Below are 25,745 nucleotides of genomic sequence, written 5' to 3'. Positions count from 1 at the left end.
GGGCTAGCGGCGGATGAACGGCCGCGCGGCCGGATCGCCGGTTGGCGGACCCCAGACGCCCAGATTGCGACCGTTGCTCTCAAGGCCGTGTCGACGTCCCTGCGCCTCGCGGCGAAGGTGGTCAAAGTACATGCGGCCGAAGCCCGCCAGCATGTCGCGGGCCAGCTCGTCGTTTCCGGAACGAAGATTGGTTCGCTCACCGGGATCTGCTTGCAGGTCGTACAGCTCATCGCCCTCACCGGCGGGCCGCAGAACAAGGCTCCAGCGGTCGTTGCGGATTACCCGGTCGAACGCCTCGTGATAACCGCAGATGATTGCATCGCGGTGATGGTCGGTGTCGCCTTCAAGAACTGGCAGGAAGCTCCGGCCGTGCATGTCAGCGGTGCAATTTCCGAGCCCGGCCACTTCCAACAACGTGGGGAGCAGGTCCTGATATTGACAAATGGCTGAAGTGCGCCTGGCGCCGCGCCCGCCCGGCAGGCGGACCATGAACGGTATCAACAGCTGTTCGTTGTAGAGGCGGTCGGCACCTTTTAGGAACTTTCCGTGATCGGCCAGCGGGTGACCGTGGTCGCCCATCAGCACGATTGCCGAATCGTCGTAATAGCCCAGTTCGCGCAGTTGTTCAAGCACCATGCCGACCGCGGCATCGACCGACGCGGCTTCGCCGGCATAAAGAGCGCGGATGTTGTCGATTTCGGCATCGCTGTACCAGTTGCGCGCCGGCCCGCCCATGGGCATCACGTAGCGTGGACCCGTGTAATCGGGGTCGCCGTATACGTCGAATTCGGCAGGCGGGTCCCACGGCTCGTGGGGGTCGAAGCTGTCCATCCACAGGAAGACCTTGTCCTGCCCCCGGTTGCGTTTCAGCCAGTCGCAGGCCAGGTCGGCGACTTTGAATGCGAACCAGTCTTCTTTCCGCGCGAATTCCTCGGTATTCACGATGAACTGGGCCACGTTGGCGCGCCAGAGCTCGTCGTAGTGCTCGTTGGTGAACTTGGCCAGATCGCTCTTGGGGGGTTCCGAGCGCCAGGGATCGTATTCCTGCCCGCGCACCCATTCGTAGGCGTGAAATCCGGCGTGGAAGTTCTGGTCGGCGGCGCGGTAATGGTAGACGTCGGCGATCAGCGCCGATACGTATCCCTCCAGGGCCAGGATCGACGAAATCGAAAAATCCTCGTCGGCCAGCGGCTGCCAGGCGCGCGTGAAGAGGGTGCGGTTTCCGGTAAACAGTGCGGTCCTGGCTGGAATCGTCGGCAGGGCGTCGGCGTACATCGAATCGAAAACAACCGACTCGGCCGCGAACGCGTCCATGTTGGGCGTTTGGCAGGGCGGGACGTTCGGGAAGACGCGCCGACCCTGGTGGTAGAAGCCGAAGTGGTCCTGCCGGTAACTGTCCAGCATGATCACGATGATGTTCATAGTCGATCCCACCCCTTGTTGCTTGCCGCCCCGCCGCCGGCCGCACCGACCCCCTCAGGGGGCGCCGATCATTTTGGCCGGAGGCACTCTCAGACGCGGGACAATTCGAGCACCGTCAACGAATGCGGTTCGAATTGGCGGGTAAAACCCCGGTCTCCCGGCTCCAGTTCGCAGTCGGCGCGCGAGAGCCGGACGACGGGGACAGCACCGGCGGCGTTGCGGGCGTTGGGTCCGTCGCCCCCGAGCACGCTCACCCGAGCGCGCGGATTCCAATCACCGGCGATCTCGATCATCGCGGTGACCGCCTGGCCGGGGTGACGGTTGATCACCGATATCCAGACGCGGTCGCTATCCCGGCTGGCGGTGGCGGCAACGCGCAGCCAGGGCACCGCCCGCTGCGGGGGTTCGGTTCCCAGACCGGGCGTGCTGTACGACTCCGAACGGCAGGTGCTGGCAACCGCCAGCGGACCGGAGTGATTGGCCAGCAGCGCGAACGCTTGGAAACACGGAGTTTCGGCGATCGAGTCGGCTTCCACGTCGATTAGCCCGAGCCGGTTGGCGAATCCGAACTGGGCGCCGATCCGCACCCGGGCGGAGCGCTGCTGCATCGACTGGATGATTCCGGCGATGCAAAGCCCATCACGCAGGGTGTAGACCTCTTTCCAGGGAGTGGCGGTTCGAAGGTCTTCGCGAACCCCGTATTCGTCGTAAGAAATCTCGGCCCCGGGCCCGCTCCAGTGCTCATCGATCACGCTGATCGAATCGTCCAGCACTCGATCGACCGTCTCTGGACCGGCCACTATGGCCAGGTACTTCTCCTCCGGATCGGGTTCCGTGGACAGGATCATCGGGTTGAGGGTGTAGCTGTGTATTGCAATCGCGTCGACGCTGGCGCCGGCGATTCTTGACACGCGCTCGTTCCAACGGCCCAGCACGTTGCGGACGTGCCCAACCGCGGTTAGGTGCAGTCGGTCGTCCACCGCCCGCATGGCTCGGGCGAATTGAACACAGCGTCGCGCGTAGGTCTCGGCGTCAACGTGCCCGACCTGGAAGTTGCCCCAAATCTCGTTTCCAATCGACCAGTGGCGCACGCCGTAGGGTTGCGTCCGGCCGTTGGCGGCCCGGATCGCCCCGTACTCCGAATCGGGCGGGCCGTTGCAGTACTCGACCCAGGCGGCCGCCTGCTCGGGCGATCCGGAGCCGGCGTTCACGGTCAGGAAGGGGGTGATGCCCCATTGTTCGCAATGGGTCAGGAATTCGTCGGTACCCAGGTCGTGCGGTTCCCATTCCCCCCAGGCGCGGTTTAGGGCCGTCGGACGGCGGTCGCGCGGCCCGACGCCGCATTCCCAGTCGTAGTCGGATGCGAAATTCCCGCCCGGCCAGCGAATGAGGGTGATGCCGCCGGTCTTGAGCCGCTCGGCAACGTCCTGCCGAATTCCGCCGGCGCGATGATGGTCGGCGCGCATCAGCGACACCGCCCCGACCCAGAGTTGCCCGCTGCCCGAGGCGGTGATCCGAAGATCAAAATCGCCTCCCGCCTTCGGCACCAGCCGGGATTCGATGGTGCGCCATTCATCGGCCAGGTCGCGATCGTCGACCACCAACTCGGCGACGTCGTCGCCGAGTCCGATCCTGACCGGACCGATCGGTCCCCGCGCGCGCAGCACCGTCCGCAGGTGGTATTCCTCACCGCCCAGCACCGCTATGCCCGGCTGGGAAACTCCGCGGGGACTCCGGTCGTCGCCGAGCAGGTCGATCCGCTGCGACTGCCCGCCGCTGTAGAAGACTGAATTGTCGTGGGCATATTCCACCGCCGGACCGGCCCCGAACGGCTCCCAGCACGCGGCGATCCCGAACCCCGGCGGGTCGGCAAATTCGCGTTTCCAGGCAACCGGCCGACCGCGTCCGGGTCGGTCGTCGTCGTGACCGGCGAACTTGCGGTTTCGGACCAGTTCGGCCCAGTAACCGCCGTAGACCGCGCGCTCGAGATGCTCGACGTTCACTCCGTAAAGCATCGGATCGATCTCCCCGAGGATTTCCTGCGGTTCGATCCGGATTTCGGCGCGCATAGGCGGTGTTCGATCTTGTTTGTGTGACCCAACCGATTTTGTCTGGCACCGCCGTCTCGGCGTCGCCTGGAGCGGCCGGGCCCCATACCAAAACCGGCCCCCGCGACTGCGGGGGCCGGCAGCTTTGCGAATCGATTCCGATTAGTTTTTGGAGATCTTTATTCGCTGCGGCTTGTGGTCCTCGACCAGCGGGATTTGCACGGACAGCTCGCCGTTGGCGTAGTTGCTGGTGGCGGCACCGGCGTCCACGCCGCGCGGCAGCCGCACCGAGCGCTCGAATGAACCGATTCGACGCTCGCGCACGATGAACGAGTCGCCCTCCTCGGCGGACGAACCGGACGCCGTTCCGGCGATCGTGAGGACGCCTCGATCGAGAGTCACCTCGATCCGGTCGGGGTCGATGCCGGGGACCGATGCGACCACCGTGATCGCCTCGTCGGTCCTTGTCATGTCGATCGGAACGTAGGTTTCAAAAAAGACGTCGCGGCCAATATCGAAAAACTCGCTCAGCAGCGGACGGGCCCAGGGAAAACCGAAATCCGCGCTGGCCGGCGCCAGTCGACTTCGGGTGGGTCGGCGGAGCAACTGCGGCATTGCATGGTTCCTTTCAGAATTCGTGTTGACCTCGTTGTCAACCTGCCGTTGCTAAATGATAAAGCTTGAGCGTGTAATTGTCAAGAGTTATTACAATGCGAACAACGGTTTGCTGCGCCCACGCGGCTAGGAACGGGAATCGGCCATTCAGGTGATCGGCCGCACGTCCTCGAACGAATTTGACTCCCAGGAACGAAAGATCGCGTCCGACACCTCGGCCACCGCCAGGGCGGCGTTGATGTTGGGCTCGCCGGGCTCGCCCGCGTCGGTGGCGCGCAAGAACTCGTAGGCCTCGATTACCTTGGTGTCGTCATAACTCATTGACAAACCGTCGCCGGGGGTGAAGTTGGCGAAGTACGGCATCTCGACGCTGGCAAGTAGATTGACATAACCATCACGCGCGTTGTCGCCTTCGCTCAGTTCGAAGAATTCGAGTTCACCCATTCGGCCCAGGTACCACTTGAGGACTCCGTTGGTGCCGTGCAACTCCCAGCTCAGATTGATCTTCTCGCCCTGGATGACCCGGCACGACTCGAGGTGGCCGAAGACGCCGTTGGCAAATTCGACCAGGACGCCGACGTAGTCCTCGTTTTCGACCGGTGCCCGCGGCGCTCCCTTGCGGATTGAGAAATGGGTCCCCTCGCCGGGAATCGGCTCCGGTCGATCCCCGATGAATGTGTTCTGCTGCGAGGCCAGGCGCTTGATCGGACCGGCCAGGAAATGGGCCTGGTCGACGACGTGCGAAAGCATGTCCGCCACGACCCCCGATCCGGCCATTGAACGCGAAAAGCGCCAGGTCAGCATGGCGTCCGGGTTGCTTCCGTAGCCTTCCAGGAAGCGACCCCGGAAGTGGGTCAACCGGCCGAGCCGGCCCGAATCGACAATCTGCTTGGCAAACTTCACCACCGGACACATCCGGTAATTGAACCCGATGTGCGAGGTGACCCCGGCCGTGTTGATTGCGTCGGCGATCGCCTTGGTCTCAGCCGGCGAGCGCCCGCACGGTTTCTCAAGCCAGATATGCTTGCCGGCGGCGGCCGCAGCCTCGGCCATTTCCAGGTGCAGGAAGTTGGGGGTCGTGATGCTCACGGCTTCCACTTCGGGGTGTTCGAGAACCTCCCGCCAGTCGGTGGTCCACTGCTGATAGCCGTACTTTTCAGCCGAAGATCGGGCCCGGCGCTCGAAGTTGTCGGCACAAATGACCAGCCTTCCCGTCGCCGGCGCATCCGGAAACCGAATCGCGACCTGATTTTGCGAGCGCGAGTGCAATTCGCCCATCCAGCCCATGCCGATCGTGCCGATCCCAATTTGGCGTTGCATTTGCATTCCTTAAGGTTTGGCGTGCTTGCGGGGCGCGCTTGACCGGGCGCTCGCCGCCCTAGCAATTTACCGCCAAATTGACCGGCGATATGGCCCGGTCGCGCCTGCACCAGATCCCTGGCGGCCGCTACCCCTGAAACCGGCGGCGCACTCCACCTAGAATGGCGATTCAAAGAGCACTAAATCCGGGGAGCGGATCAGGGATGCGGCTCAAGGTTGGCAACTGCCCCGATTCATGGGGTGTCTGGTTCGGTGAACCCGATCCGCTGCAGACTCCATGGGAGCGCTGCTACGACGAAATCAAGGAAGCCGGGTACAAGTACGTCGAGTCGGGGCCCTGGGGTTACGCTCCGACCGACGCGCAGGTAATGAAGGCGGCCATGGAGGCGCGCGGTTTCAGTGTTACCGGCACCAACATGATGGTCCACTACGAGGACGTGGAGGCCCGCGACCAGATTCGGTCGGTGGCGCGCCAGATTTCGGACTACCTGGCCAAACTGGACGCCGAATATTTCATTTTTATCGATGGCAGCTACACCGGCGGTACCCATACCGACCCGACCGGCCGCGAAGTCGAAATGCCGGAGCGGCTGGACGATGCCGCCTTCGACGCGCTGATCGAATTCACGGTCGATCTGGCCCGCATGATCTCGGCCGACTACGGCCTGCGCCCGGTGTTTCACCCCCACGCCGACACCCATGTCCAGTACGAAGACCAGATCGAACGCTATCTCGAGGCCACCGATCACGCCGATGTCGGCCTGCTGCTGGACACCGGTCACCACGCCTATGCCGGCGGAGACCCGGTCGCGTTCATGCGCAAGTGGGGCCACCGCGTCGACTACCTGCACCTGAAGAACGTCGAACCCACGATTGCGGCCAAGGTGCAAGCCGAAAACATCCCCATGACCGAAGCCACCAAGATGGGCGTCTGGGTCGAACCGGGCGACGGGGTGGTGGACTTCGACGACTTCCTGAACGCCATCGTCGAGGCCGACTTCTCCGGCTACGCTGTCGTGGAGCAGGACATGTATCCGGTACCGTTTGACAAACCGCTGCCGATCGCCAAGCGCACCCTGGCCTGGCTCGAAGAGCACGGGTACACGAGCGCCTGACCGCCGAACGCTGAGGTGTCTACCGGGAATCCGCGACGATGACTGACCGGGCCGCATTCCCCGATCAGTTCGCCGGCAAGGTGGCGGTCATCACCGGATCGACCCAGGGTATTGGCGAGGCTACGGCGCGGCTGTTCGCGGCGCGGGGCGCCGCCGGACTCGTGATCTGCGGGCGTTCGCAGGATCGTGGGGCGGCGCTGGCTGCCGAATTGACTGCCGGCGGCTGCCCGACCAGCTACCAGCGCGCCGATCTTTCCCGCTATGAGGACCTGAAACCGATCGTGGATCGCGCCGAATCGGACTTCGGCCAACTCGATGTCCTGGTCAACTGCGCCGGGGTTGGGCCGCGCGGGACCATTTGGGACACCGATCTTGAGACGTACGAATACATCTTCAACGTCAATATGCGGGCCCCTTATTTCCTCACCCAGTCCGCGGTGCACCTGATACAGCGCGGCGGTCGCGGCGGGGCGGTCTGCTCCATCGGATCGATCTCGGGCTACGGCGGTCAGCCCTACATAAACGCCTATGCCGCGTCCAAAGGCGCGCTGATGTCCTTTACCCGCAACACCGCGTTCCAGTTGATGCGCCACCGCATCAAGGTGAACGTTCTCAATATCGGCTGGGCCCAGACGCCGAACGAGCACATCGTGCAGACGACCGCCCAGGGTCAGCCGCCGGACTGGGTCGAGCGTGCCAACCGCGAGCTGCCGTTCGGACGGCTGGTTCAGCCAGACGAGGTCGCGCGCGCGGTGGCATTCCTGACTTCGGACGAGTCCGGTCTGATGACCGGCGCGTTGGTCGATTTCGACCAGTATGTAATCGGGGCCTTCCAAGAGCCCCCGCGTCCGGCGCCACTGGAGACCTGAATCCCATGCCACGCATCAACCGAGCGATCGAGCTGCTGGAATCCGGCCAACCGGTCTACTACACGGCGGCCGGCGAAATCAGCTACGAGGGCGGCCTTGCCGAAGCCGCGACCTGGGCCGATTTCCTTTTGATCGACTACGAGCACCGCCCGTTCGACATGACCGCGTTGCGGAGTTTCATGCGCGGACTGGTCGATGCGGGACCGACGCGTTCCGGGCACCGCATGCCGGCGATCTTCTGCACCCTGCCGGCGTCGGGCAAATCCGCGTCGGAAGTGCTCGACAACCAGTGGCAGATTACCCATCTGCTTAATGCCGGAGTTCACGGGCTTGTGCTCTGCCGGGCCCGCGATCCGGAGGCGGTCAAGGCTTTCGTCGACTGCTCCCGCTTCGTTTTTCACCGTGACGCCGAAGGCGGCCCCGGCACCGGTCTGCGCGGCAACGGCGGTCAACAGCACCCGGCCGAAATATGGGGCATAAGCCCGGAGGAATACTTGCAGCGGGCCGATCCGTGGCCGCTGAATCCGGCCGGCGAGCTGCTGCTGGGCCTAAAGCTCGAGGACCAGGAGTGCGCCGCCGCCGCCGACGAATGCCTGGCGGTGCCCGGCCTGGCCTATGCCGAATGGGGTCCGGGCGACATGGGGATGTCTTTCGGTTATCCGACCAACCACGATCCTCCATACCCGCCGGAAATGGAAGTTGTTCGGCAAAAAATCAAGACGGCCACGCAATCGGCCGGCCTCGCCTTCCTGATGAGCTGGGACGATGCGGAGATGAGCCCGGAGGACAAAGCCCGATTCCTCTTCGACGACCAACAGGTCAAAGTCGTCGCGGCCGGTCCCAACGGGGCCGCATTTGCCTCGGTCGGGCGACGCCACACCGGTCGCCGGCTGCCGGCCTGACGGAATGGGCGGTCAGGCTCAGATGGATACCAGATCGGCGCTCGCCGCATTGGGGTCAGGCGCCGAACTCCTCACCGCCGCCGAGCGCGAGTCGCTCGATCGGGAGGGGTATCTGGTTCTACACGACCTGATTTCGCCGGCCGAGCTGGCTCCCCTGCGGCGGCGTTTCGACGAACTGCTGGCCAGCGAGGACGGCCTGGGCCGCGAGGTGCATTCGGAGTCCAACGTCGATCGCCTGGCCAATCTGGTGAACAAGGGGCGTGAATGGGAAATCTGCTATTCCCACCCCAAGGTTTTGGCGGCGGTCTGGCACGTAATCGGCGGCGAATTCCACCTTTCGTCGCTCAACGGCCGCTCGGCCCCGCCCGGCCACGGCCATCAGGCGTTGCATTGCGACATCTACGCCGGCCAGCCCGGCCCCGGATTCCGGGCCTGCAATTCGGTCTGGATGCTGGACGATTTCGTCCCCGACAACGGCCCGACCCGGCTGGTTCCCGGCAGTCATCGCCGGGCCACCAAACCGGAGGAATTGCTCGACGACCCGTCCGCTCGGCACCCGCAGCAGATTCTGGCGCTGGGCCGGGCCGGAACGGTAATCGTCTTCAACGCCCTCACCTGGCACGGCGGGACGCGCAATCAGACAACGCGCGAACGGCGCGCGCTGCACTCATTCTGGGTGGAACGGTCGCTGCAGCAACAGACTGACCAGCGCCAATGGCTGGCGACCGAAACAATCGCGCGGTTTTCGCCGGCGCTGCGTTTCCTAGTGGACGTTTAGCCGCCCGGACCGCTTGGATCAAGCCAGCCAGACCGCGCCGTTCTCGGTAATCTTTCTGCAACGGGCCGGGGCAGCCGCGTCCGGGAGTTGATGGTGGAGAAGGCGATGAAAACGGCCGAGGCCCTGAGCGCGCTGGGAGTTGCGTCGGACACCCTGAGCGTGGAGGAAAAATCCCAACTGGACGAACGCGGGTACTTGTACCTGCACAATGTGCTCACCGCGGACCAGCTTGAGGCGATTCGCCAGCGATTTGACGAGATCGAATCTAGCGAGGGCGATGAGGCTGGCGAGGAGATGGCTCGCGTCAAGGAAGCCGGCATCGGGCGGCTGGCCAACCTGGTGGAGAAGGGCGTGGAGTTCGCTCCCTGCTACACCCACCCCAGGGTGCTGGCGGCGATGGCCCACATCATGGGCGAAGAAATCCACTTCGATTCCCTGAACGGCCGGAACTGCCCGCCCGGCGAAGGCCTTCAGGCCCTCCACCGCGACGCCATGGGTTCGACCGACGAAACCGGTTTCCGGGTTTGCCAGAGCCTCTGGATCCTGGACGATTTCACGCCGGTTAACGGCGCCACTAGAATCGTGCCCGGGACTCATCGATCAAACGAGGATCCGCGCGAGGTCATGGAGGACCCCAAAGCTTCCCATCCGGACGAGGAATTGGTATTGGCGCCGGCCGGATCGGTGGTGATTTTTAACGGCCACTGCTGGCACGGCGGGACCCAGAACCGCAGCCAGGGCCAGCGCCGCGTGCTGCACGGCTGCTACGTGCGCCGCGACCAGGAGCAGCAGCAGGTCCAGGCCGAATGGCTCTCGCCCGAAACCATCGGCCGTTTATCGCCGGCGGAGCGCCACATCCTGCACGTATGAGCGTTTAAACCGTGTCCGATCGGGCCCGCGTCGGAATCATCGGCGGCGGAATCGTCGGGTCCTCGATCGCCTTTAACCTGGCGAACGCGGGAATCAGCGATGTAGTCGTTATTGACCGCGGTCCGTTGCCGGGATGGGGGTCGACGGGGCGCGCCGCCGGCGGTTTCCGGCACCAGTTCCCCCACCCGGCCGACATCGCCTTTTCGCGTTTCGCGTTCGAGCGGTTCCGGCGGTTTGAAGCCGACACCGGCGTCGACCCCAACCTGAGGATGCACGGATACCTGTTCCTGGCGCAAAGCCAGGCCCGCCTCGACCAGTTGCGCGGAATCCACCAGGTTCAGCGCCGGGCGGGACTTTCGGAAGCGGTAATGCTTGATCGCGAGAGCGTGGCCGAACTCGTGCCTCACGTGGTGGTCGACGACGTGTTAGGGGCCTCGTTCTGTCCGCTGGACGGGTTCCTGGACCCGCTGTACATCATGCACGGCTACGCCCGCGCGGCCCGCGCCCGCGGAGTCCGCTTCCGACTCGGCCAGGAGGTCGAGCGGGTGGTTGTTACGAACGGCCGGGTGCAAAAGCTTCAGGGGCCGGGCCTAGACCTGGAAGTGGAATGGGCGGTGGTCGCCGCCGGCGCCTGGAGCGGACGCCTGCTCAGGCAACTGGGCGTTGAGTTGCATCTGGCTCCGGTGCGGCGCCAGATTGCCGGCACCCACCCCCTTCCGCAACTGCCGTCGGACTCGCCGATGACCTTCGATGACGACGGATTCCACTTCCGCAAGGACCACCTGGGCGGGGGCGGCGCCAACTTGATATGGGAAGACCCGGCAGAGCCGGAGAGCTTCAACCAGGAATTCGACGTAGCGTTCGGCGCCGTCCTCCGCGAACGCCTCGTGAGCCGCTTAAAAGACCCGGGCGAACCGCTCTTGTCGCCCCGCCGCAGCTGGGCGGGACTCTACGCGGTCACCCCCGACCACCACCCTTATATCGGGCCGCTGCGGGATCCGGCCGGAATCGTCCTGGCGGCCGGATTTTCGGGTCACGGCGTGATGCATTCACCGGCCACCGGTTGGAGCGTGGCGCAGATGATCGCCAACCAAGAAACCCCCGACCTGGCAGCACCCTATTCACCCTATAGATTCGAGCGGGGTTCTCAATTCCCGGCCACCGGCAACATCTACTGACCGGAAAAGGTCCCACCGCCGGCGATGGCCGGCTATTGCCGGCGGCGCAATGTATTCGAACGGCGGCGCGACGGAGTACTAGCCGACGTCGACGGGCGTGCCGATCATGCTGCCCCACTCGGTCCATGACCCGTCGTAATTGCGAACGTCGGAGACCCCGATCAGCTCCTTCAGGACGAACCAGGTGTGCGAGGAGCGCTCGCCGATCCGGCAGTAGGCGATCGTTTCCTGGCCCGGCGACACGCCCTTGGAGCCGTAGATTTCGTTGAGCTCATCGGCCGACTTGAAAGTGCCGTCGCTGTTGACGGCCGTCGCCCACGGAACGTTGGCAGCTCCGGGGATGCGACCCATTCGCTGAGCAGTTTCCGGAAGACCCGGCGGGGCCATGATCTCGCCCCGGTACTCCTCCGGCGCGCGCACGTCGATCAAGACCACGTCGCGCGAGAGCGCGTCCAAGACCTGGGGCTGGTAGGCGCGCAGCGACTCGTCGCGGGCGCGGGCGCGGTAGCTGCTGCGGGGGTAGGAGACCGGGTCGGTGCTGAGCGCTCGCCCGTCCAGCTCCCACTTGACCCGCCCGCCGTTGAGCAGGTGCACGTCTTCGTGACCGTAAAGCCGGAACTGCCAGTAGGCGAAGGCCGCGAACCAGTTGTTGTTGTCGCCGTACAGAACCACGCGGGTGTCGTTGGCAATGCCGGAGGCCGAGAGCAGCTCCTCCCAGTCGTCCTGGTTGACGATGTCGCGGCGGATGTTGTCGGAAAGCTGGGTCTGCCAATTCCAGCCGACCGCCCCCGTGATGTGGCCGCTCTCGTAGGCGGTCGTGTCAACATCGACTTCGACGAGACGCACGTTGCTGTCGGCGCCATGCTGTTCGACCCAGTCGGCGGAGACCAGCGCGGATGGATTTGCGTATTCGGCCATGGTGGTTCCTTTGAGGAATGCCGTGAGCATCAAGCGAGCCGCCGGTCGCGGCAATCTTTACCAATATAGTCAATTTGGTGGGAAATACCAATCAACGCCCAGATTAGTGCTTGGAATCGGACCATGGTTATCGACACGCGGCCACAGGCCGGGGACGGCTTTCAAATCCTGGTGCGCGATCGGATCGGTCGCCATGACGCGGTCCTGGCGCGGTCCGAAGGACCCGCCCCGCATCGATTCGCGATCTATGTCCGTCCCGAACCAGATCGGCGGTTCGGCCGGCGCGCCTTCAAGGAGGGGCACGCCCTGATGCTGCTCGGGTTTGCACCGCGACCGCGCTGCAAGTTCTTCGTCCGCGGCTGCGCCCTGGCCGGTGGTTTCGAACTCCTGCTCCCCGCGAAAGCGGACCCGGACGAGGAATCGAGCGCCCGGGAGCTGTTTGCCCGGCTGCGGGATGGGTTGGAGGCCGTTCTTGACCGGGTCGCGGATGCGATCGCCGCCGGCCAGGACCTGGGCTTGGCGCCGGTTCCGCCACCCGCCCCACGCTATACAGGGGCTTGAAAGACATTTAGCTGGTTGAACGCCGTTGACCGAACCCGGACCATCTGATCCAGCCGATTCCCCGGATCCCGACACGCTATCGGGCGGGACCCTGGTGGGAGTGGACATCGGGGGCACTTTTACCGACGTCTTGACATTCGACGAGCGCCAGCGCCGGCTGCGGGTCGCCAAGGTGCCGACCACCGCCGACCAGTCGCGCGGGCTGATTGCGGCCCTCCACTCGCTGGCGGTTCCCTGGGCCGAGATCGCACTGGTCACGCACGGAACCACCGTTGCCACCAACGCCATATTGGAGCGCAAGGGCAGCCGCTGCGGATTGATCGCCACCCGCGGGTTCCGGGACATCCTCGAATTGCGACGCCGCGATCGTCCGCATCTTTATGGCCTCACCGGCAGTTTCGAACCCTTGATCCCACGTGATCTGCGTCTTGAAGTGACCGAGCGAATCGGGTTCGACGGGGCGGTCGTCGACCGGCTCTCTGAGGACGATGTCGTCGCCGCGGGCGAATGGCTGGTGGAACAGGGCGTAGAGGCCGTCGTTGTCGCGTTCCTGAACTCGTACGTCAACCCGGCCCATGAACTCGAGGCCAAATCGATCTTGGAAGATCGCTGGCCGAAGCTGCACGTTTCCGCATCGGCCGAAGTCCTGCCGGTGCTGAGGGAGTTTGAGCGCACCAGCACCGCAGTCGTCAATGCCTACGTGCAGCCAACCATTTCACGCTACCTGGCTGGCTTGCAGACTCGCCTGCGCCGACGCGGCGCCCCCGGCGAGCTCTTCATCGTCCAATCCAACGGCGGCATGATATCTGCCAGCGCAGCGAAAAAATTTCCGGTCCAGACGGTCCTCTCGGGCCCGGCTGCCGGCGTGATCGCGGCCGCCAGCCTGGCCAAGCAGTGCGGCGAGTCGAATCTGATTTCCTACGACATGGGAGGCACCAGCCTGGACGTCGCGCTGGTGATTGACGGGAATCCGCAGACCAAGAGTGGAATCGAACTGGAATTCGGAATCCCGATCATGGCTTCCATGGTCGACATTGATTCGGTCGCGGCCGGCGGCGGCAGTATTGCCGCCGTCGACGCCGGCGGGATCCTGCGGGTGGGCCCCGAGAGCGCCGGTGCCGACCCCGGTCCAGTCGGGTACGGGCGGGGCGGAATACGGCCAACGTTCACCGACGCCCAACTCGTGCTCGGCAGGATCAATCCCACTTACCCGATAGCCGCCAGCGCGGGCCTTGAGCTGGACGTGCACCGGGCCGAGACGGCGATCGCCGAGCAAATCGGAGAACCCCTCGGACTGCCTGCGGCGGCCGCCGCGCAGGCGATAGTCACGGTGGCCACGAACCGGATCGCGGGAATCCTGCGGCGCGCAACGGTTGACCGCGGCCACGATCCGCGCGACTTTGCCCTGTTCGCGTCCGGCGGCGCCGGTCCGCTGCTGGTAAGCGCATTGCTTACCGAGCTTGGCGCCGAAAGGGCTCTGATTCCGAGCGCGCCCGGAATCGTCTCGGCCTGGGGATGCGCAATAGCCGACCGCCGCCATGATCTGGTGACAATGCTCAATGTCCGGCTGGAGGATCTGGACCTGGGCGAAGCCGCGAGACTTTTGGCTGGGCAAGAGAAGCGCGGCCGCGAAATGCTCCGCCAGGAACCATTGCCATTGACGGGGGTCGAGGTCATACGCGAAGCCGAGTTCGCATACCAGGGGCAGACCCACGTGGTGCGGGCACGGTTGCCGGCCGGCCGGTTAAGCCGGGTCGGCATGGCGGAGAGTTTTCGTCGCGCCTACCGGCGGCGCTACCGGCAATCGGAGGCCTACTTTGAAGGGTTGGGCCGACTGCTGGAGGAGATTCCAATCCGGCTGCTCAGCCTGCGCACGGCGGTAATAGGCATCCGTCCCGGCCTTTCGCTTAGCGATTACCTAGAAAAGCCGGATACCGAGCTGAAGGACGCCTACAAGGGAACGCGTCCGGTATACGCCGATGGAAAAATAATCGACTGCCCGACCTACGAGCGCGCCAAGCTTCCCTGGGGAGCGCGCATCGAAGGCCCGTTGATAGCCGAACAACCGGACGCTACCACCTGGCTCGAGCCAGGGTTTGAAGCCACCGTCACCGAGGGCGGGAACCTGCTGGTGGGGAAAACCTGAATGACGGTCGATCCGATCACCCTGGCGGTCCTGCAGGGGAGCCTTGAGCAAATTGCCGACGAGATGGACACCACGCTCGAGCGCATGGCCTTCTCCCCGGTGATCTCGGACGGCTGGGATCGGGCCAGCGGAATCTACCACCCCGACAGCGGCGAGATCATAGTCCAGGGACCGCGCGGGCTGCCGAATTTCATCTACGTAATGGAATTCACCGTCCGCTCGGTAATTGAATGGGTCGATGAATTCGCTCCCGGGGACGTGTACATCGTCAACGATCCCTATCTGGGCGGCACCCATCTGATGGATGTGAAGATGGTCAAGCCGGTCTTCTACCGGGACCGGCTTACCGCGTTTGTTGCCACCAGCGGCCACTGGCCGGATATCGGTGGACGGGTCCCGGGCGGGTTCTCGACCAGGGCAACCGAGGTCTACCAGGAAGGGCTGCGCCTACCTCCGGTCAAGCTCATGGACCGGGGTCGGTTAAACCGCGACGTGCTCGAGATCATCTTGCGGAACGTGCGAGTTGCATCCGAGCGCCAGGGCGACATCATCGCCAAGATTGCCGCGCTCGATGTCGGCGGCGACCGCCTGGTCGAACTGCTGGACCGCTACGGTCGGGAAACCCTGTTTGCCGGCATCGCGGAGCTGCGGAATCGATCGGAGCGGCTGATGCGATCGCACATCGAGACGGTTCCCGACGGCACGTACGCGTTTATCGACCATCTGGACAGTGACGGAATCGTCTGGCAACCACTTAAGATCGATCTCCGAATGACCGTTTCCGGCAGTGCTGTTCATTTCGATTTCTCCCGGAGCAGCCCGCCGTGCAGGGGACCGCTCAACAGCGTATTGAGCACATCGATTTCCGGAGCCTACATCGCCGTCAAGCACCTGTTCCCGGATGTCCCGATAAATGCGGGTTGCTTTGTGCCGTTCACCTTCGACTTGCCGGAGTCGACCTTTCTCAATGCCCAGCCGCCGCGCCCGGTCGCCGGTTGTGCCTCCGAGGTGTGCCAGCGAATCATCGACGTCGTACTCGGCGCATTCAGCCAGGCGATTCCAGATCGTTGCTATGCGGCGCCCATGGGCACGGTCACCAACGTCTCGGTCGGCGGAGAGGACCCGGAGCACGGACCCTATGTTTTTTACTCGTTCATCGGCGGCGGATACGGGGGGAACTACCTCACCGACGGCCTCAACAACGGCAATCCGACGATCGCCTTGGCCCGGACCCAGGCGCTGGAAATCTTCGAATCCAGATACCCGGTCATTTTCCGGCGTTACGCGCTGCGCGAGGGATCGGCCGGAGCCGGCCGGCTTCGTGGTGGCTTGGGGGTCATATTCGAATTCGAGCTCCTGCGCGGGACGGCCGTCGGTTCGATGCTGGGGGAAAGGGGACGCTTCGCTCCGTTTGGAATCTTGGGCGGCGGACCCGGCCAGCGCGCCCGGCACACTTTCGTCCTGGAAGGCCGAGATTATCGGCCGACTCACATCACCAAGGATGAGGACGTAGCTATGCGGCCGGGCGATCGCCTCCGCCTGGAAACTCCGGGCGGCGGCGGTTATGGGGACCCCCTGGACCGACCGGCCGCAAAAGTTGCCGGGGATGTGCGGCAAGGGTACTTGGACCCGGCCGCCGCCCGGCGCGATTACGGGGTCGTCGTTCGGCCTGAGGATTGGTCGGTCGATGTCGAGGCTACAGAGCTCCTGCGGAGCACCCGAGGACCCTAAGCGACCGGCCGGGGCAATCTGCGAATTCGCGTCGCCGGAGCCCCCGGCGGTCAATATATAAGGAGTTGACCCTCTCGCCGTCCGCGCGAGGGCTTTGAATCGCGCGAGAACTGGAACAAACGCATGCTCAAATTCGCCGAGGAGATCGTCCTGCTGCTCCTGCACGATGACGACGGTCGGTTCGTTAACGTGCCCAACTGGTCGATTCGCTATGCGCTGGCCGGGGCGGTATTGATGGACCTGGCCATGGAGAACCGGATCGACACCGACCTGCAGAACCTTTCGGTCATCGATTCGACCCCGGTCGGCGACAGTCTGCTGGACCCGACCTTGGCGGCAATCGCCGCCGGCGATGAGCACGAAATCCGTTTCTGGGTCGACCAGGTTGCCGCCCAGGCCGATGAAATACGCGAGGAGGCGCTGAGCCGCCTGGTCAGCCAGGGAATCCTCGAGGTCGAGGACGACCGGATCCTCTGGGTGTTTCGTTCGCGCCGTTACCCGTCGGTTGACGGTACCGTCGAACGCGAGGTGAAACTCCGCATCCTGGAGGTGTTGTTCAGCGACCAGATTCCAGCCCCCCGCGACGTTGTGATCATCTGCCTGGCCGATGCATGCGGTATCTTGAGCGAACTGCTCTCCCGGCGTGAACTGGATGCGGCCGCGCCGCGCATCGAGCAGGTGCGTCGGCTGGATCTGATCGGACAGACCATGACCCAGGCGATTCGCGATATCGAAATCTCGATTGCGGCCTCGATGCAGCACATGCAGTAGGCCGGGCCGCCCGCGGGGTTTGGGGCTGCCCCCAAATAGAATCGACCCATATCAGGGCCCGTGGGTGGCGCCTGATGGCGTGACAACAAGGCAAGCAGAGCGGGAGCGGCCGGTGGGAGATTCGCAGAGAGTCGCGTATCTGAACGGTGAATGGGTGCCCGAGACGAAATCGAGCGTCTCGGTGTTCGATCTGGGGGTGCTCTACGGCCAGATGGTCTTTGAATTCACGCGCACCTACAACCGCAAGCCTTTCCGGCTGGTGCATCACCTGCAGCGCCTCTACAACTCGATGCAGGTCGCCGACATCGACTGCGGCCTCACCATGGATGAAATGTACGACCTGACCATGGAGCTGCTTGAACGAAACATGCACACCCTGGCCGATGGGGACGATTTCGGGATTTGGCACAACTGCAGTCCCGGAATCCAGACCCAGTACCAGGACATGGCCCCGCAATCCAGCCGACCTACGGTCACTATCAACGTCTGGCCGATTTCGCTATTCAAGCCCGATCAGTGGATTCACCAGTCGATCGGGATGGACGCGGTGATCACCCCGCAACGGACGGTTCCGTCGAAGCTGATCGATCCCAAAGTCAAGAATCGCTCGCGGATGCACTACCGCATGGCCGAGGTCCAGGCGGCGCGGATAAAACCCGGATCGATGGCGATCCTGGTCGACGACGACGGGCACATTTCCGAGGGCACAAGCTGCAACGTCATGCTGGTGCGCGACGGAACGCTCGTCTCGCCGGAGCCGCGCAACATCCTGCGCGGAGTGACCCGGGGAGCGATCATCGACCTGGCCCAGGCGCTCGAGATTCCGTTCGTTGAAACGAATCTCGATCCGTACGACGTGTACACCGCTGACGAGGCGTTTTTCTGCTCGACGTCGTTTGCCATCATGCCGATCCGGACCGTCGACGATCACCGGATCTCGGAAGGAATTCCGGGACCGGTAACCCAGCGGATCATCGATGCGTTTTCCGATGATGTCGGCATCGACTTCATCCAACAGGCGCGCGAACTGTTCGACCTGCCCGAGCCCGCGCTGGCCCACTGACGCCGACGACCCGCAAGCGGGCGCCGGCCGCGACCCGGAATCCCCAGATGGTCCAGGATCGAGCCGAGGTGCTCTGGCAGCCATCGCCCGCCCAGGTCGCCGCATCCAACCTTGAGCGGTTCCGAATCCGGGCCTGCGTGAGCACCGGTCGTGATCTCTCCGGTCACCGTCAACTGCATGATTGGTCGGTCAACCGACGGGACGAATTCTGGGGTCAACTGGCCGAGTTCGCCGGCGTTGATTTTTCCACGCCGCCGGCCAGGATCAAGGGTCCAGATCAGATGCCAGGCACCGAATGGTTCCAGGGCGCCCGCCTGAACCTGGCTCAAAACCTCCTGTCACGCCGTGACGAAAAGATTGCGATCATCTACCGCGACGAGTCCGGGCAGCAGCGGAGCCTCAGTTACCGGCAGCTGGAATTAGACGTTGCGGCCGCGGCGGCGGCGATGCGCCGCCGCGGGATCGGTCCCGGCGACCGTGTGGCCGGTTACATGACCAACAGTCCGGAAACCGTCATCGCCGCCCTGGCGGCGATATCAATCGGAGCGGTGTGGACGGCCTGCTCACCCGATTTCGGTTCGGATGGCGCGGTCGCACGATTGGGCCAGGTCCGGCCCCGCCTGGTGTTCGCCTCGGACTGTTACTCCTACGGCGGGCGCCAGTTTGACTGCCGCGGGGCGGCCGCGGCGTTGGCCGGAATCGATTCCGTGGATGAAGTCATCCAGGTCCCCTACCAACCGGAATCCGATTCGAGCGGCGGGGACGGCGACTGGCAGGGTTTTCTTGCCGAGGGAGCCGGGGCGGCGCCGATGTACGCGCAACTGCCGTTCGATCATCCCTGCTACATCCTTTATTCGTCGGGTACTACCGGTGCCCCCAAGGGAATCGTCCACGGTGCCGGCGGGACCCTGCTGCAGCACCGCAAGGAGCACCTGCTGCATTGCGACCTGCGGGCATCGGACGTGGTTTTCTACGGGACGACCTGCAGCTGGATGATGTGGCACTGGCTGGTGAGCGCGTTGGCCGAGGGTTCCACCCTGGTCCTCTACGAGGGAAGCTTCGGCCACCCCGACATGTGGGCCATGTGGGAGTTGGCGGCCGATCTCGGCGTGACCGTGTTTGGCACCAGCGCCGCATTCATCGAGGCCTGCCGCAGCCGTGGCGTCGCCCCGCGTCGGCGTTACGGTCTGGGCGGAGTACGCGCGGTTCTTTCGACCGGATCACCGCTCTCCCCGGACGGATTCCGCTGGGTTTACGAGAACGTAGGATCCGACCTCTTGATGGGCTCGATCTCCGGCGGAACCGACATAATCTCCTGCTTCGTGCTCTCGAATCCCACCCGTCCGGTGCGGGCCGGCCAGATCCAGGGTCCCGGGCTGGGGATGGACGTCGCGGCTTTCGACGAACAGGGCCGCGAGGTCGTGGGCCAGCGCGGCGAGCTCGTCTGCCGGCGGCCGTTTCCCTCGATGCCGGTGGCTTTCTGGGATGATCCCGACGGCAGCCGCTACCGGGCCGCCTACTTCGATCATTTCGACGGAGTCTGGCGGCACGGCGACTTCATCCAGTTCGGCTCCGACGGCAGCTGCGTCATCTACGGACGCTCGGACGCGACCCTCAATCCGCAGGGCGTGCGCATCGGAACGGCCGAGATCTACCGGCCGCTGGAGGAGATCGAGTGGATCGACGAAGCCATCGCGGCCGCGTACGTCGACGGCGGAGTGGAGAGAATCGGCCTCTTCCTGGTCTGCCGGACCGAGCCCGACGACGACTGGCGCGCGCGGGTTCGCAACGCGATCGTGGACGCGGCCAGCCCGCGCCACGCACCCTCGCTGATCCGGCGAGTCTCCGGCATTCCGGTCACCCGCAACGGCAAGAAAGCAGAGTTGACGGTGCGAGACGTTCTGGCGGGACGGCGGCCGGGCAACGTCGCGGCCCTGGCCAACCCGGAATGCCTGGCCGATTTCGAGCAAATAGCCCGGGAAATCGCAAATGCCTGAGGCGGTCCTGGCCGCTGCCGCGCGCAGCCCCATCGGTCGATTGGGCGGGGGCCTGGGCAAGCTCTCGGCCGGCGCACTGGGCGGGGCCCTGGCGGTGGAGTTCTGGCGCAGATTCTCGATCGACCCCAAAGATATCGACGAAACGATCCTGGGCTGCGTTCTCCAGGGGGGACAGGGAATGAACGTGGCGCGTCAGGTTGCGATCGGCGCCGGGGTCCCTGCCGATCGCCCGGCGCTGACCGTGAACCAGGTCTGCGCCAGCGGATTGACCGCGATCGAACTGGCGGCCGTGCAGGTAGAGTCCGGGCGCGCCCGGCTGGTCCTGGCCGGCGGGGTGGATTCGATGTCGACCGCGCCGCACCTGTTGCGGCGCCTGCGCCGCGGTCGCCAATACGGGCCGGCCGAAGTCGAGGACCTGATCCTGGTCGACGGACTGACCTGCGCGCTTGAACACATTCACATGGGCGAGACCGCCGAGGAAATCAATTTCGAATACGGTCTGTCGCGGGAACTCCAGGACGCCTACGCGCTGCAGAGCCAACAGCGTTACCGGGCGGCGGCCGCCAAATTGGCCGAAGAAATCCTGCCGCTGCGCAGCGCCGACAACCCGGAGGCGGCTGGACTCGAGGTTGACGAACTGCCTCGCGACAGTGACCTCCAAGGACTGGCCCGGCTGCGTCCGGTATTTGCGCCTAATGGTTCAGTAACCGCCGGCAACGCATCGGGACTCGCCGACGGCGCAGCGCTTGTTTTGGTTGCCGAACGCGGATTTGCGCACCAGTTGGGCCTGACCACGCTGGCCCGCCTGCAGGGGTTTACGACCGTCGGAGTCGACCCGCGGCGGATGGGCATCGCCCCGGCCCCGGCGATTCGAAAACTCCTGCGAGAGCATGGCCAGTCGCTGGGCGAAATCGACCTGCTCGAAATCAACGAGGCTTTCGCCGGGCAGGTTCTGGCGGTGCTGGCAGATCTTGGGATCTCGCAGGAACGGGTCAATGTAAATGGGGGCGCGGTCGCCCTGGGCCACCCGCTGGGAGCCACCGGCGCCCGGATCCTGATCAGTCTGGTCCACGAACTGGTGCGGCGCGGCGGCGGCCGCGGGGTGGCGGCCCTCTGCGTCGGCGGCGGGATGGGCAAGGCGGCTCTGGTGGAGGTTGGCGCCGCCTAGCGGCGCGGAGCCGGGAGTGGGACTCGAACCCACGACCTGCTGTTTACAAAACAGCTGCTCTGCCAGCTGAGCTATCCCGGCCGGTTGGATCCTTCGGTTCAAGTATCCGGCCTGCCGTCAACCGGCCGATTCCGGTTCCGCCCCGGCAGGCTTTGGACGACGAGCGCTACGGGGATCGCGGCATGCTAGGCAACGATAATTGAATCGGGCCCGGATTGCGCCGCCGCAAACTGCCGGTTACGGGCGCCGGCGCGAAAAAATTGCCAAGGACCCACGACAGGACGGGATTCGACCGCACGAGCGAGCAACGCGGCCGCGGTTGCCTTCCCAGCCCACGGAGGGAGCAGAATTGAGCTCATCGGATCTGGTCTTCGACCTTCCGGAACGCCTTCCGACACCGGTACCCGATCTGAAATTCAGCGACCCGGCCCTGGCGCCGATCTGGGAGAGAGTCGTCGCCGGCGAGCGATTACCCAAGGCGGACGGTCTGGCGCTGCTTGAGACCTCCGACATCCTGGGGCTGGGACGAATGGCCGATTTCGCCAAGCGGCGAGTCTCGGGAGACAAGGTCTACTTTGTCCTGAACGTGCAGGTGAACCCGACCAACATCTGCGTGCTTTCGTGCAAATTCTGCGACTTCGCCGCCAAGCCCGGCGACGACCACGCCTACGAGATGTCCTACGAGGAAATCCTGGAAACCATCCACCCCGAGATGGAGGAAATGCACCTGGTCGGCGGGCATCACCACACGCTGCCGTTCGAGTGGTACGAGGAGCTCCTGCGCACGGTCCGCCGCGAGCGCCCCAACGTGCAGATCAAGGCGTTCACGGCGGCCGAGATCGATTACTTCTGCAAGCGTTTCAAGCTCAGCGAGGACGAGGTATTCGACCGATTGATCGATGCCGGATTACAGTCGATGCCCGGCGGCGGAGCGGAAGTGTTCTCCGACCGCGTACGCAAACTCCTGTTCCGCGGCAAGATCGGCCGTCACCGCTGGATGGACATCCACCACATGGCCCACCGCCGCGGCCTGCGCTCGAATGCGACGCTGCTATACGGGCACATAGAAACGCTGGAGGAACGGATCGACCATCTGGTCGTCCTGCGCGAGGGACAGGACGTGACCGGTGGATTCCTGGCTTTCATTCCGCTCGAATACCAGCTGGGGACCACCCGCCTGGTTGACCGCGGCGCCACCGCAATCGATGACCTGAAGATGCTGGCGGTGTCGCGCCTGATGCTGGACAACGTCCCGCACATCAAGTCCTATTGGATCATGACCGGGGCCGAAACCGCCGCGATCGGCCTCAATTTCGGCGCCGACGACCTCGACGGCACGATCGGCAAGGAGCGCATAGCCCACGCTGCCCTGGCGGAGAGTCCCCTGGGACTCGAACGGGAAGCGATGGCCCAGATGGTGCGCGACGCCGGCAAGATTCCGGTGGCGCGCAACGCCCTCTACCGCGAGGTGGAAGTCTTTGCCTGAGAGCTCCGAGCTGCAACGGCTGCGGCTGGGCCGGATCGCATATCTGAACACCGAACCGTTTTTTGCCAGCGACACCATCCGCTCGGCCGCGGTCTCGCTGCCGCCGCGCCAGATGTACGACCTGGCAGCCGCCGGCACGATCGACGCCGCCCCGCTTCCCTCGGTGGCCCTGGCCGACCATCCCGACCTGTTTGCCCAGGTCGGCAACTTCACGATCGCGGCCGCCGGTCCGGTCAGTTCGGTGCTGCTCCGCTCGCGGATTCCGCCTTCAGAATTCAGTCCCGGTACCCGCATCGGCGTAACTTCCGAGACCGCGACCTCGCTGCGGCTGCTGAAGGTCCTCCTGTACGAGTACTGGGGCTTGGGCCAAGGCCTGCTATTCGACCCCTTGGGTCCCGAAAACGACGCCCAGCTGGTGATCGGCGACCAGGCCCTCAGCGAGCAGGCGGCCGAATTCCCACACTTGATCGACCTGGGAGCGGCCTGGTACGAGTTCTCCGGGTCGCCATTCGTGTACGCGCTGTGGCTGGCCGGCCCCCGCGCATCCGAATCGGCCCTGGAGGAGCTGGCCGACTATTTTTCGGTCAACCTGGCCCGCAACGGCGCCGATGTCTCGGAGATCGCGGACCGCCGCCCGGGGCTGGGCATGACGGAGGAGCAGATCGAATCCTACCTGGCCAAATTCAGCTACCGTCTCGGCGAACGCGAGCGGGTCGGCCTGGAGCAGTTCTTCGAATTGGACGCCCGCGTGCGAACCCGGAGCGTCTCCCGATGATCGATGCCATCCGCGCCAAACTCGTCGCCAACGAACGGCTGGATAGCGCCGACGGTCTCTATCTTTTGGAGCGCGCCGACCTGCTGGAGCTGGGCCAGCTGGCCGCAGAGGCCCGCTTTGCGCGGCACCCCGATCCGGTGGTCACTTACGTAGTCGACACGAACCTCAACTACACCAACATCTGCGACGCCTACTGCTCGTTCTGCGCGTTTTATCGGCCCCCGGGGTCCGGCGCCGAGCAGGGCGCTTACACCTACACCGCCGACGAGATCGTCGAGCAGGTCGGGCGGGCCGCCGAAATGGGATGCACGACCGTGCTCATGCAGGGCGGCCTTCACCCGAACCTGCCGCTGACCTATTACACCGACTTGGTACGCGCCGTCCTCGCCGCCCATCCACAGGTGACGCCCCATTTCTGGTCGGCCCCGGAGATTTTCAAAATGGCCCAGGTCAGCGGAGAGTCCTACTCCGCGATTTTCGAGGCTCTCTGGGAAGCCGGTCAGAGGACTTTGCCCGGTGGTGGCGCCGAGGTCCTGACCAACCGGGTGCGGCACAAGATCTCGCCGCTGAAGATGGATGCCGACGAATGGATAAAGATCCTGCGCGCGGCCCACGGGGTCGGATTCACCGGGACGGCGACGATGATGTACGGGCACGTGGAGACCGACGCCGACATCGTCGAGCACCTGGACCGGATCCGGGACCTTCAGGATGAACCCGGGCCGGGCTACTTCCACGCATTCGTCCCCTGGAGCTTCTCTCCCGGCGACACGCCGCTGGGTCGCCGCCTGGGCCGCAAGCGGGCCGGGCCCAACAAGTACTTGCGGATCCTGGCGCTGGCGCGGCTGTACCTGGACAATTTCGATCACATCGACGCCAGCTGGTTTTCCGAAGGCAAGAAGACCGGCCAGATCGCCCTGCACTTCGGGGCCGACGATTTCGGCGGCACGCTGTTCGACGAGAACGTGATGAACGAGGCCGGTCATTACAACCGGACGACCGAGGCCGAAGTTCAGCTCATGATCCGCGAAGCCGGTTTCAAACCGGCACGGCGCGATACGAAATACCGGGTGCTTGAACAGATCGCAGATCCGGTGGCGGTCTGATGGCCGGGATTGGCGAACTGACGATCGGGCACAGTCCGGACGCCGACGATGCTTTCATGTTCTATGCGATCACCCACGACCTGGTCGGGATCGGCGATGGTGCCAGGTACCGGCACCGCGAGGTGCTCGAAGACATCCAGAGTCTTAACGAACGTGCCCTGCGGGCCGAATTGGATATGACCGCGATTTCGGCGGCCGTCTATCCGGACGTGGCCGCCGACTACCAGATCCTCTGTTGCGGCGCCTCGATGGGGCTCGGTTACGGCCCGCTGGTAGTGAGCCGCGAGCCTTGCGCGCTGCCCGATCTGGCCGGGAAGCGGGTGGCCATGCCGGGGCCGCACACCACTGCTTTCATGCTCTCGAAGATGTTCCTTCCTACGGTTGAGGCGGTGCAGCTGCCGTTCGATCAGGTTATGGAGCCGGTTGCCGACGGCGAACTTGCCGCGGCGGTCGTGATCCACGAGGGGCAGCTCACCTACGTTGACGCCGGGCTCTACAAGATCTGCGATCTGGGTCAGGTCTGGTTTGAAGAAACCGGCCTGCCGTTGCCGCTGGGGCTCGACTGCGTCAAGCGGTCGTTGCCGTCGGACCTGCGCCTGCAACTGCTCGACGCGCTGCAAGGCAGCATCCGGGCGGCGTTTGCCAATAATGCCGCCGCGGTTGATTACGCGCTGCAGTTCGGCCGCGGGATCGACGCCGAGCGCGGCGAGAAGTTCGCCAAGATGTACGTGAACGATCTCACCTACGACATGGGAGACGACGGCGTCGCGGCGCTTGCCGAGCTTTACCGGCGGGCGGCCGCGGCCGAGATAATTCCGGCTGCTCCGCCGGTGGACGTGCTTTTTCCGGGATAAACGATTCCGGCGAGATCTTGACCTAGCCCGGCAATTTCACCGGGACTTGGAA

22 protein-coding genes and 1 tRNA gene are annotated in these 25,745 nt (G+C 64.6%); 17 read left to right on the top strand and 6 right to left on the bottom strand.

Features of this window, described 5'->3' with window-relative positions:
• Positions 1 to 3 precede the first annotated feature (3 nt).
• The 4 genes from F4X41_02500 to F4X41_02485 form a co-directional block, all read right to left on the bottom strand.
• Entirely contained in the window at positions 4 to 1,422 is a 1,419-nt protein-coding gene (locus tag F4X41_02500; GenBank protein ID MYB15893.1) for a sulfatase-like hydrolase/transferase, read from the bottom strand.
• A gap of 89 nt (positions 1,423 to 1,511) precedes the next feature.
• Positions 1,512 to 3,491: a hypothetical protein gene (locus F4X41_02495; protein ID MYB15892.1), complete on the bottom strand. Its 1,980-nt coding sequence runs from the start codon at positions 3,489 to 3,491 to the stop codon at positions 1,512 to 1,514.
• A gap of 141 nt (positions 3,492 to 3,632) precedes the next feature.
• Positions 3,633 to 4,085 (bottom strand): Hsp20/alpha crystallin family protein, encoded by a 453-nt coding sequence (locus tag F4X41_02490; protein MYB15891.1) that lies wholly within the window; start codon positions 4,083 to 4,085, stop codon positions 3,633 to 3,635.
• 147 nt (positions 4,086 to 4,232) lie between these two features.
• Positions 4,233 to 5,405: a Gfo/Idh/MocA family oxidoreductase gene (locus F4X41_02485; GenBank protein MYB15890.1), complete on the bottom strand. Its 1,173-nt coding sequence runs from the start codon at positions 5,403 to 5,405 to the stop codon at positions 4,233 to 4,235.
• A gap of 161 nt (positions 5,406 to 5,566) precedes the next feature.
• Between F4X41_02485 and F4X41_02480 the strand changes: the two genes are divergently transcribed.
• From F4X41_02480 to F4X41_02455, 6 genes are all read left to right on the top strand, one after another.
• Positions 5,567 to 6,520, top strand: a complete 954-nt coding sequence (locus tag F4X41_02480; GenBank protein ID MYB15889.1) for a TIM barrel protein — start codon at positions 5,567 to 5,569, stop codon at positions 6,518 to 6,520.
• Positions 6,521 to 6,558: 38 nt separating this feature from the next.
• Positions 6,559 to 7,389: an SDR family oxidoreductase gene (locus F4X41_02475; protein MYB15888.1), complete on the top strand. Its 831-nt coding sequence runs from the start codon at positions 6,559 to 6,561 to the stop codon at positions 7,387 to 7,389.
• Between the two features lie 5 nt (positions 7,390 to 7,394).
• Positions 7,395 to 8,291: a hypothetical protein gene (locus F4X41_02470; protein MYB15887.1), complete on the top strand. Its 897-nt coding sequence runs from the start codon at positions 7,395 to 7,397 to the stop codon at positions 8,289 to 8,291.
• Positions 8,292 to 8,313: 22 nt separating this feature from the next.
• Positions 8,314 to 9,069, top strand: coding sequence for a phytanoyl-CoA dioxygenase family protein (locus F4X41_02465; protein MYB15886.1), 756 nt, complete (start codon positions 8,314 to 8,316; stop codon positions 9,067 to 9,069).
• Positions 9,070 to 9,174: 105 nt separating this feature from the next.
• Positions 9,175 to 9,939, top strand: coding sequence for a phytanoyl-CoA dioxygenase family protein (locus F4X41_02460; GenBank protein MYB15885.1), 765 nt, complete (start codon positions 9,175 to 9,177; stop codon positions 9,937 to 9,939).
• A gap of 11 nt (positions 9,940 to 9,950) precedes the next feature.
• Positions 9,951 to 11,117, top strand: a complete 1,167-nt coding sequence (locus F4X41_02455; protein MYB15884.1) for an FAD-binding oxidoreductase — start codon at positions 9,951 to 9,953, stop codon at positions 11,115 to 11,117.
• A 78-nt stretch (positions 11,118 to 11,195) separates the two neighbouring features.
• Here the strand turns inward: F4X41_02455 and F4X41_02450 are convergent, their stop codons facing one another.
• Positions 11,196 to 12,035 (bottom strand): sulfurtransferase, encoded by an 840-nt coding sequence (locus F4X41_02450; protein ID MYB15883.1) that lies wholly within the window; start codon positions 12,033 to 12,035, stop codon positions 11,196 to 11,198.
• 123 nt (positions 12,036 to 12,158) lie between these two features.
• Between F4X41_02450 and F4X41_02445 the strand changes: the two genes are divergently transcribed.
• The 7 genes from F4X41_02445 (at position 12,159) to F4X41_02415 (ending at position 21,472) form a co-directional block, all read left to right on the top strand.
• Positions 12,159 to 12,596 (top strand): hypothetical protein, encoded by a 438-nt coding sequence (locus tag F4X41_02445; protein ID MYB15882.1) that lies wholly within the window; start codon positions 12,159 to 12,161, stop codon positions 12,594 to 12,596.
• A 25-nt stretch (positions 12,597 to 12,621) separates the two neighbouring features.
• Positions 12,622 to 14,742 carry a hydantoinase/oxoprolinase family protein gene (locus F4X41_02440; protein MYB15881.1) on the top strand — a complete coding sequence of 707 codons (2,121 nt, stop codon included), beginning with the start codon at positions 12,622 to 12,624 and terminating at the stop codon, positions 14,740 to 14,742.
• Positions 14,743 to 16,473 (top strand): hydantoinase B/oxoprolinase family protein, encoded by a 1,731-nt coding sequence (locus F4X41_02435; protein MYB15880.1) that lies wholly within the window; start codon positions 14,743 to 14,745, stop codon positions 16,471 to 16,473. It abuts the gene before it with no gap.
• A gap of 123 nt (positions 16,474 to 16,596) precedes the next feature.
• Positions 16,597 to 17,244, top strand: coding sequence for a GPP34 family phosphoprotein (locus F4X41_02430; GenBank protein MYB15879.1), 648 nt, complete (start codon positions 16,597 to 16,599; stop codon positions 17,242 to 17,244).
• Between the two features lie 154 nt (positions 17,245 to 17,398).
• Positions 17,399 to 18,307 carry a hypothetical protein gene (locus F4X41_02425; GenBank protein ID MYB15878.1) on the top strand — a complete coding sequence of 303 codons (909 nt, stop codon included), beginning with the start codon at positions 17,399 to 17,401 and terminating at the stop codon, positions 18,305 to 18,307.
• Positions 18,308 to 18,354: 47 nt separating this feature from the next.
• On the top strand, positions 18,355 to 20,304 hold the full coding sequence (locus F4X41_02420; protein ID MYB15877.1) for an acetoacetate--CoA ligase: 1,950 nt from the start codon (positions 18,355 to 18,357) through the stop codon (positions 20,302 to 20,304).
• Positions 20,297 to 21,472 carry a thiolase family protein gene (locus F4X41_02415; GenBank protein MYB15876.1) on the top strand — a complete coding sequence of 392 codons (1,176 nt, stop codon included), beginning with the start codon at positions 20,297 to 20,299 and terminating at the stop codon, positions 21,470 to 21,472. The genes F4X41_02420 and F4X41_02415 overlap by 8 nt, the downstream gene beginning before the upstream one ends.
• Positions 21,473 to 21,480: 8 nt before the next feature.
• On the opposite strand, the gene F4X41_02410 is transcribed toward F4X41_02415, so the two are convergent.
• A tRNA-Thr gene (locus F4X41_02410) sits at positions 21,481 to 21,553 on the bottom strand.
• Positions 21,554 to 21,881: 328 nt separating this feature from the next.
• Between F4X41_02410 and mqnE the strand changes: the two genes are divergently transcribed.
• The 4 genes from mqnE to F4X41_02390 are packed head-to-tail and all read left to right on the top strand — an operon-like array spanning position 21,882 to position 25,693.
• Positions 21,882 to 22,958 carry an aminofutalosine synthase MqnE gene (gene mqnE, locus F4X41_02405; protein ID MYB15875.1) on the top strand — a complete coding sequence of 359 codons (1,077 nt, stop codon included), beginning with the start codon at positions 21,882 to 21,884 and terminating at the stop codon, positions 22,956 to 22,958.
• Complete coding sequence (locus F4X41_02400) at positions 22,837 to 23,733, top strand: menaquinone biosynthesis protein (GenBank protein ID MYB15874.1); 897 nt, start codon at positions 22,837 to 22,839, stop codon at positions 23,731 to 23,733. The genes mqnE and F4X41_02400 overlap by 122 nt, the downstream gene beginning before the upstream one ends.
• The gene (mqnC, locus tag F4X41_02395) at positions 23,730 to 24,839 is read left to right on the top strand and encodes a dehypoxanthine futalosine cyclase (protein ID MYB15873.1); all 1,110 of its coding nucleotides are present in this window, start codon (positions 23,730 to 23,732) and stop codon (positions 24,837 to 24,839) included. Before F4X41_02400 ends, mqnC begins: the two co-directional genes overlap by 4 nt.
• Positions 24,839 to 25,693 (top strand): ABC transporter substrate-binding protein, encoded by an 855-nt coding sequence (locus F4X41_02390; protein MYB15872.1) that lies wholly within the window; start codon positions 24,839 to 24,841, stop codon positions 25,691 to 25,693. Before mqnC ends, F4X41_02390 begins: the two co-directional genes overlap by 1 nt.
• The last annotated feature ends 52 nt before the right edge of the window (positions 25,694 to 25,745 follow it).

Source organism: Chloroflexota bacterium, from assembly GCA_009840625.1.
GTDB lineage: Bacteria > Chloroflexota > UBA11872 > UBA11872 > VXNJ01 > VXNJ01.
This window is presented reverse-complemented; position numbering and strand designations above follow the sequence as displayed.

What these genes read in the sequence shown, in the direction of transcription:
- F4X41_02500 (MYB15893.1), bottom strand. Translation starts at nt 1,422, where the DNA reads ATGAACATCATCGTGATCATGCTGGACAGTTACCGGCAGGACCACTTC.
- F4X41_02495 (MYB15892.1), bottom strand. Translation starts at nt 3,491, where the DNA reads ATGCGCGCCGAAATCCGGATCGAACCGCAGGAAATCCTCGGGGAGATC.
- F4X41_02490 (MYB15891.1), bottom strand. Translation starts at nt 4,085, where the DNA reads ATGCCGCAGTTGCTCCGCCGACCCACCCGAAGTCGACTGGCGCCGGCC.
- F4X41_02485 (MYB15890.1), bottom strand. Translation starts at nt 5,405, where the DNA reads ATGCAACGCCAAATTGGGATCGGCACGATCGGCATGGGCTGGATGGGC.
- F4X41_02480 (MYB15889.1), top strand. Translation starts at nt 5,567, where the DNA reads ATGGCGATTCAAAGAGCACTAAATCCGGGGAGCGGATCAGGGATGCGG.
- F4X41_02475 (MYB15888.1), top strand. Translation starts at nt 6,559, where the DNA reads ATGACTGACCGGGCCGCATTCCCCGATCAGTTCGCCGGCAAGGTGGCG.
- F4X41_02470 (MYB15887.1), top strand. Translation starts at nt 7,395, where the DNA reads ATGCCACGCATCAACCGAGCGATCGAGCTGCTGGAATCCGGCCAACCG.
- F4X41_02465 (MYB15886.1), top strand. Translation starts at nt 8,314, where the DNA reads ATGGATACCAGATCGGCGCTCGCCGCATTGGGGTCAGGCGCCGAACTC.
- F4X41_02460 (MYB15885.1), top strand. Translation starts at nt 9,175, where the DNA reads ATGAAAACGGCCGAGGCCCTGAGCGCGCTGGGAGTTGCGTCGGACACC.
- F4X41_02450 (MYB15883.1), bottom strand. Translation starts at nt 12,035, where the DNA reads ATGGCCGAATACGCAAATCCATCCGCGCTGGTCTCCGCCGACTGGGTC.
- F4X41_02445 (MYB15882.1), top strand. Translation starts at nt 12,159, where the DNA reads ATGGTTATCGACACGCGGCCACAGGCCGGGGACGGCTTTCAAATCCTG.
- F4X41_02435 (MYB15880.1), top strand. Translation starts at nt 14,743, where the DNA reads ATGACGGTCGATCCGATCACCCTGGCGGTCCTGCAGGGGAGCCTTGAG.
- F4X41_02430 (MYB15879.1), top strand. Translation starts at nt 16,597, where the DNA reads ATGCTCAAATTCGCCGAGGAGATCGTCCTGCTGCTCCTGCACGATGAC.
- F4X41_02420 (MYB15877.1), top strand. Translation starts at nt 18,355, where the DNA reads ATGGTCCAGGATCGAGCCGAGGTGCTCTGGCAGCCATCGCCCGCCCAG.
- F4X41_02415 (MYB15876.1), top strand. Translation starts at nt 20,297, where the DNA reads ATGCCTGAGGCGGTCCTGGCCGCTGCCGCGCGCAGCCCCATCGGTCGA.
- mqnC (MYB15873.1), top strand. Translation starts at nt 23,730, where the DNA reads ATGATCGATGCCATCCGCGCCAAACTCGTCGCCAACGAACGGCTGGAT.
- F4X41_02390 (MYB15872.1), top strand. Translation starts at nt 24,839, where the DNA reads ATGGCCGGGATTGGCGAACTGACGATCGGGCACAGTCCGGACGCCGAC.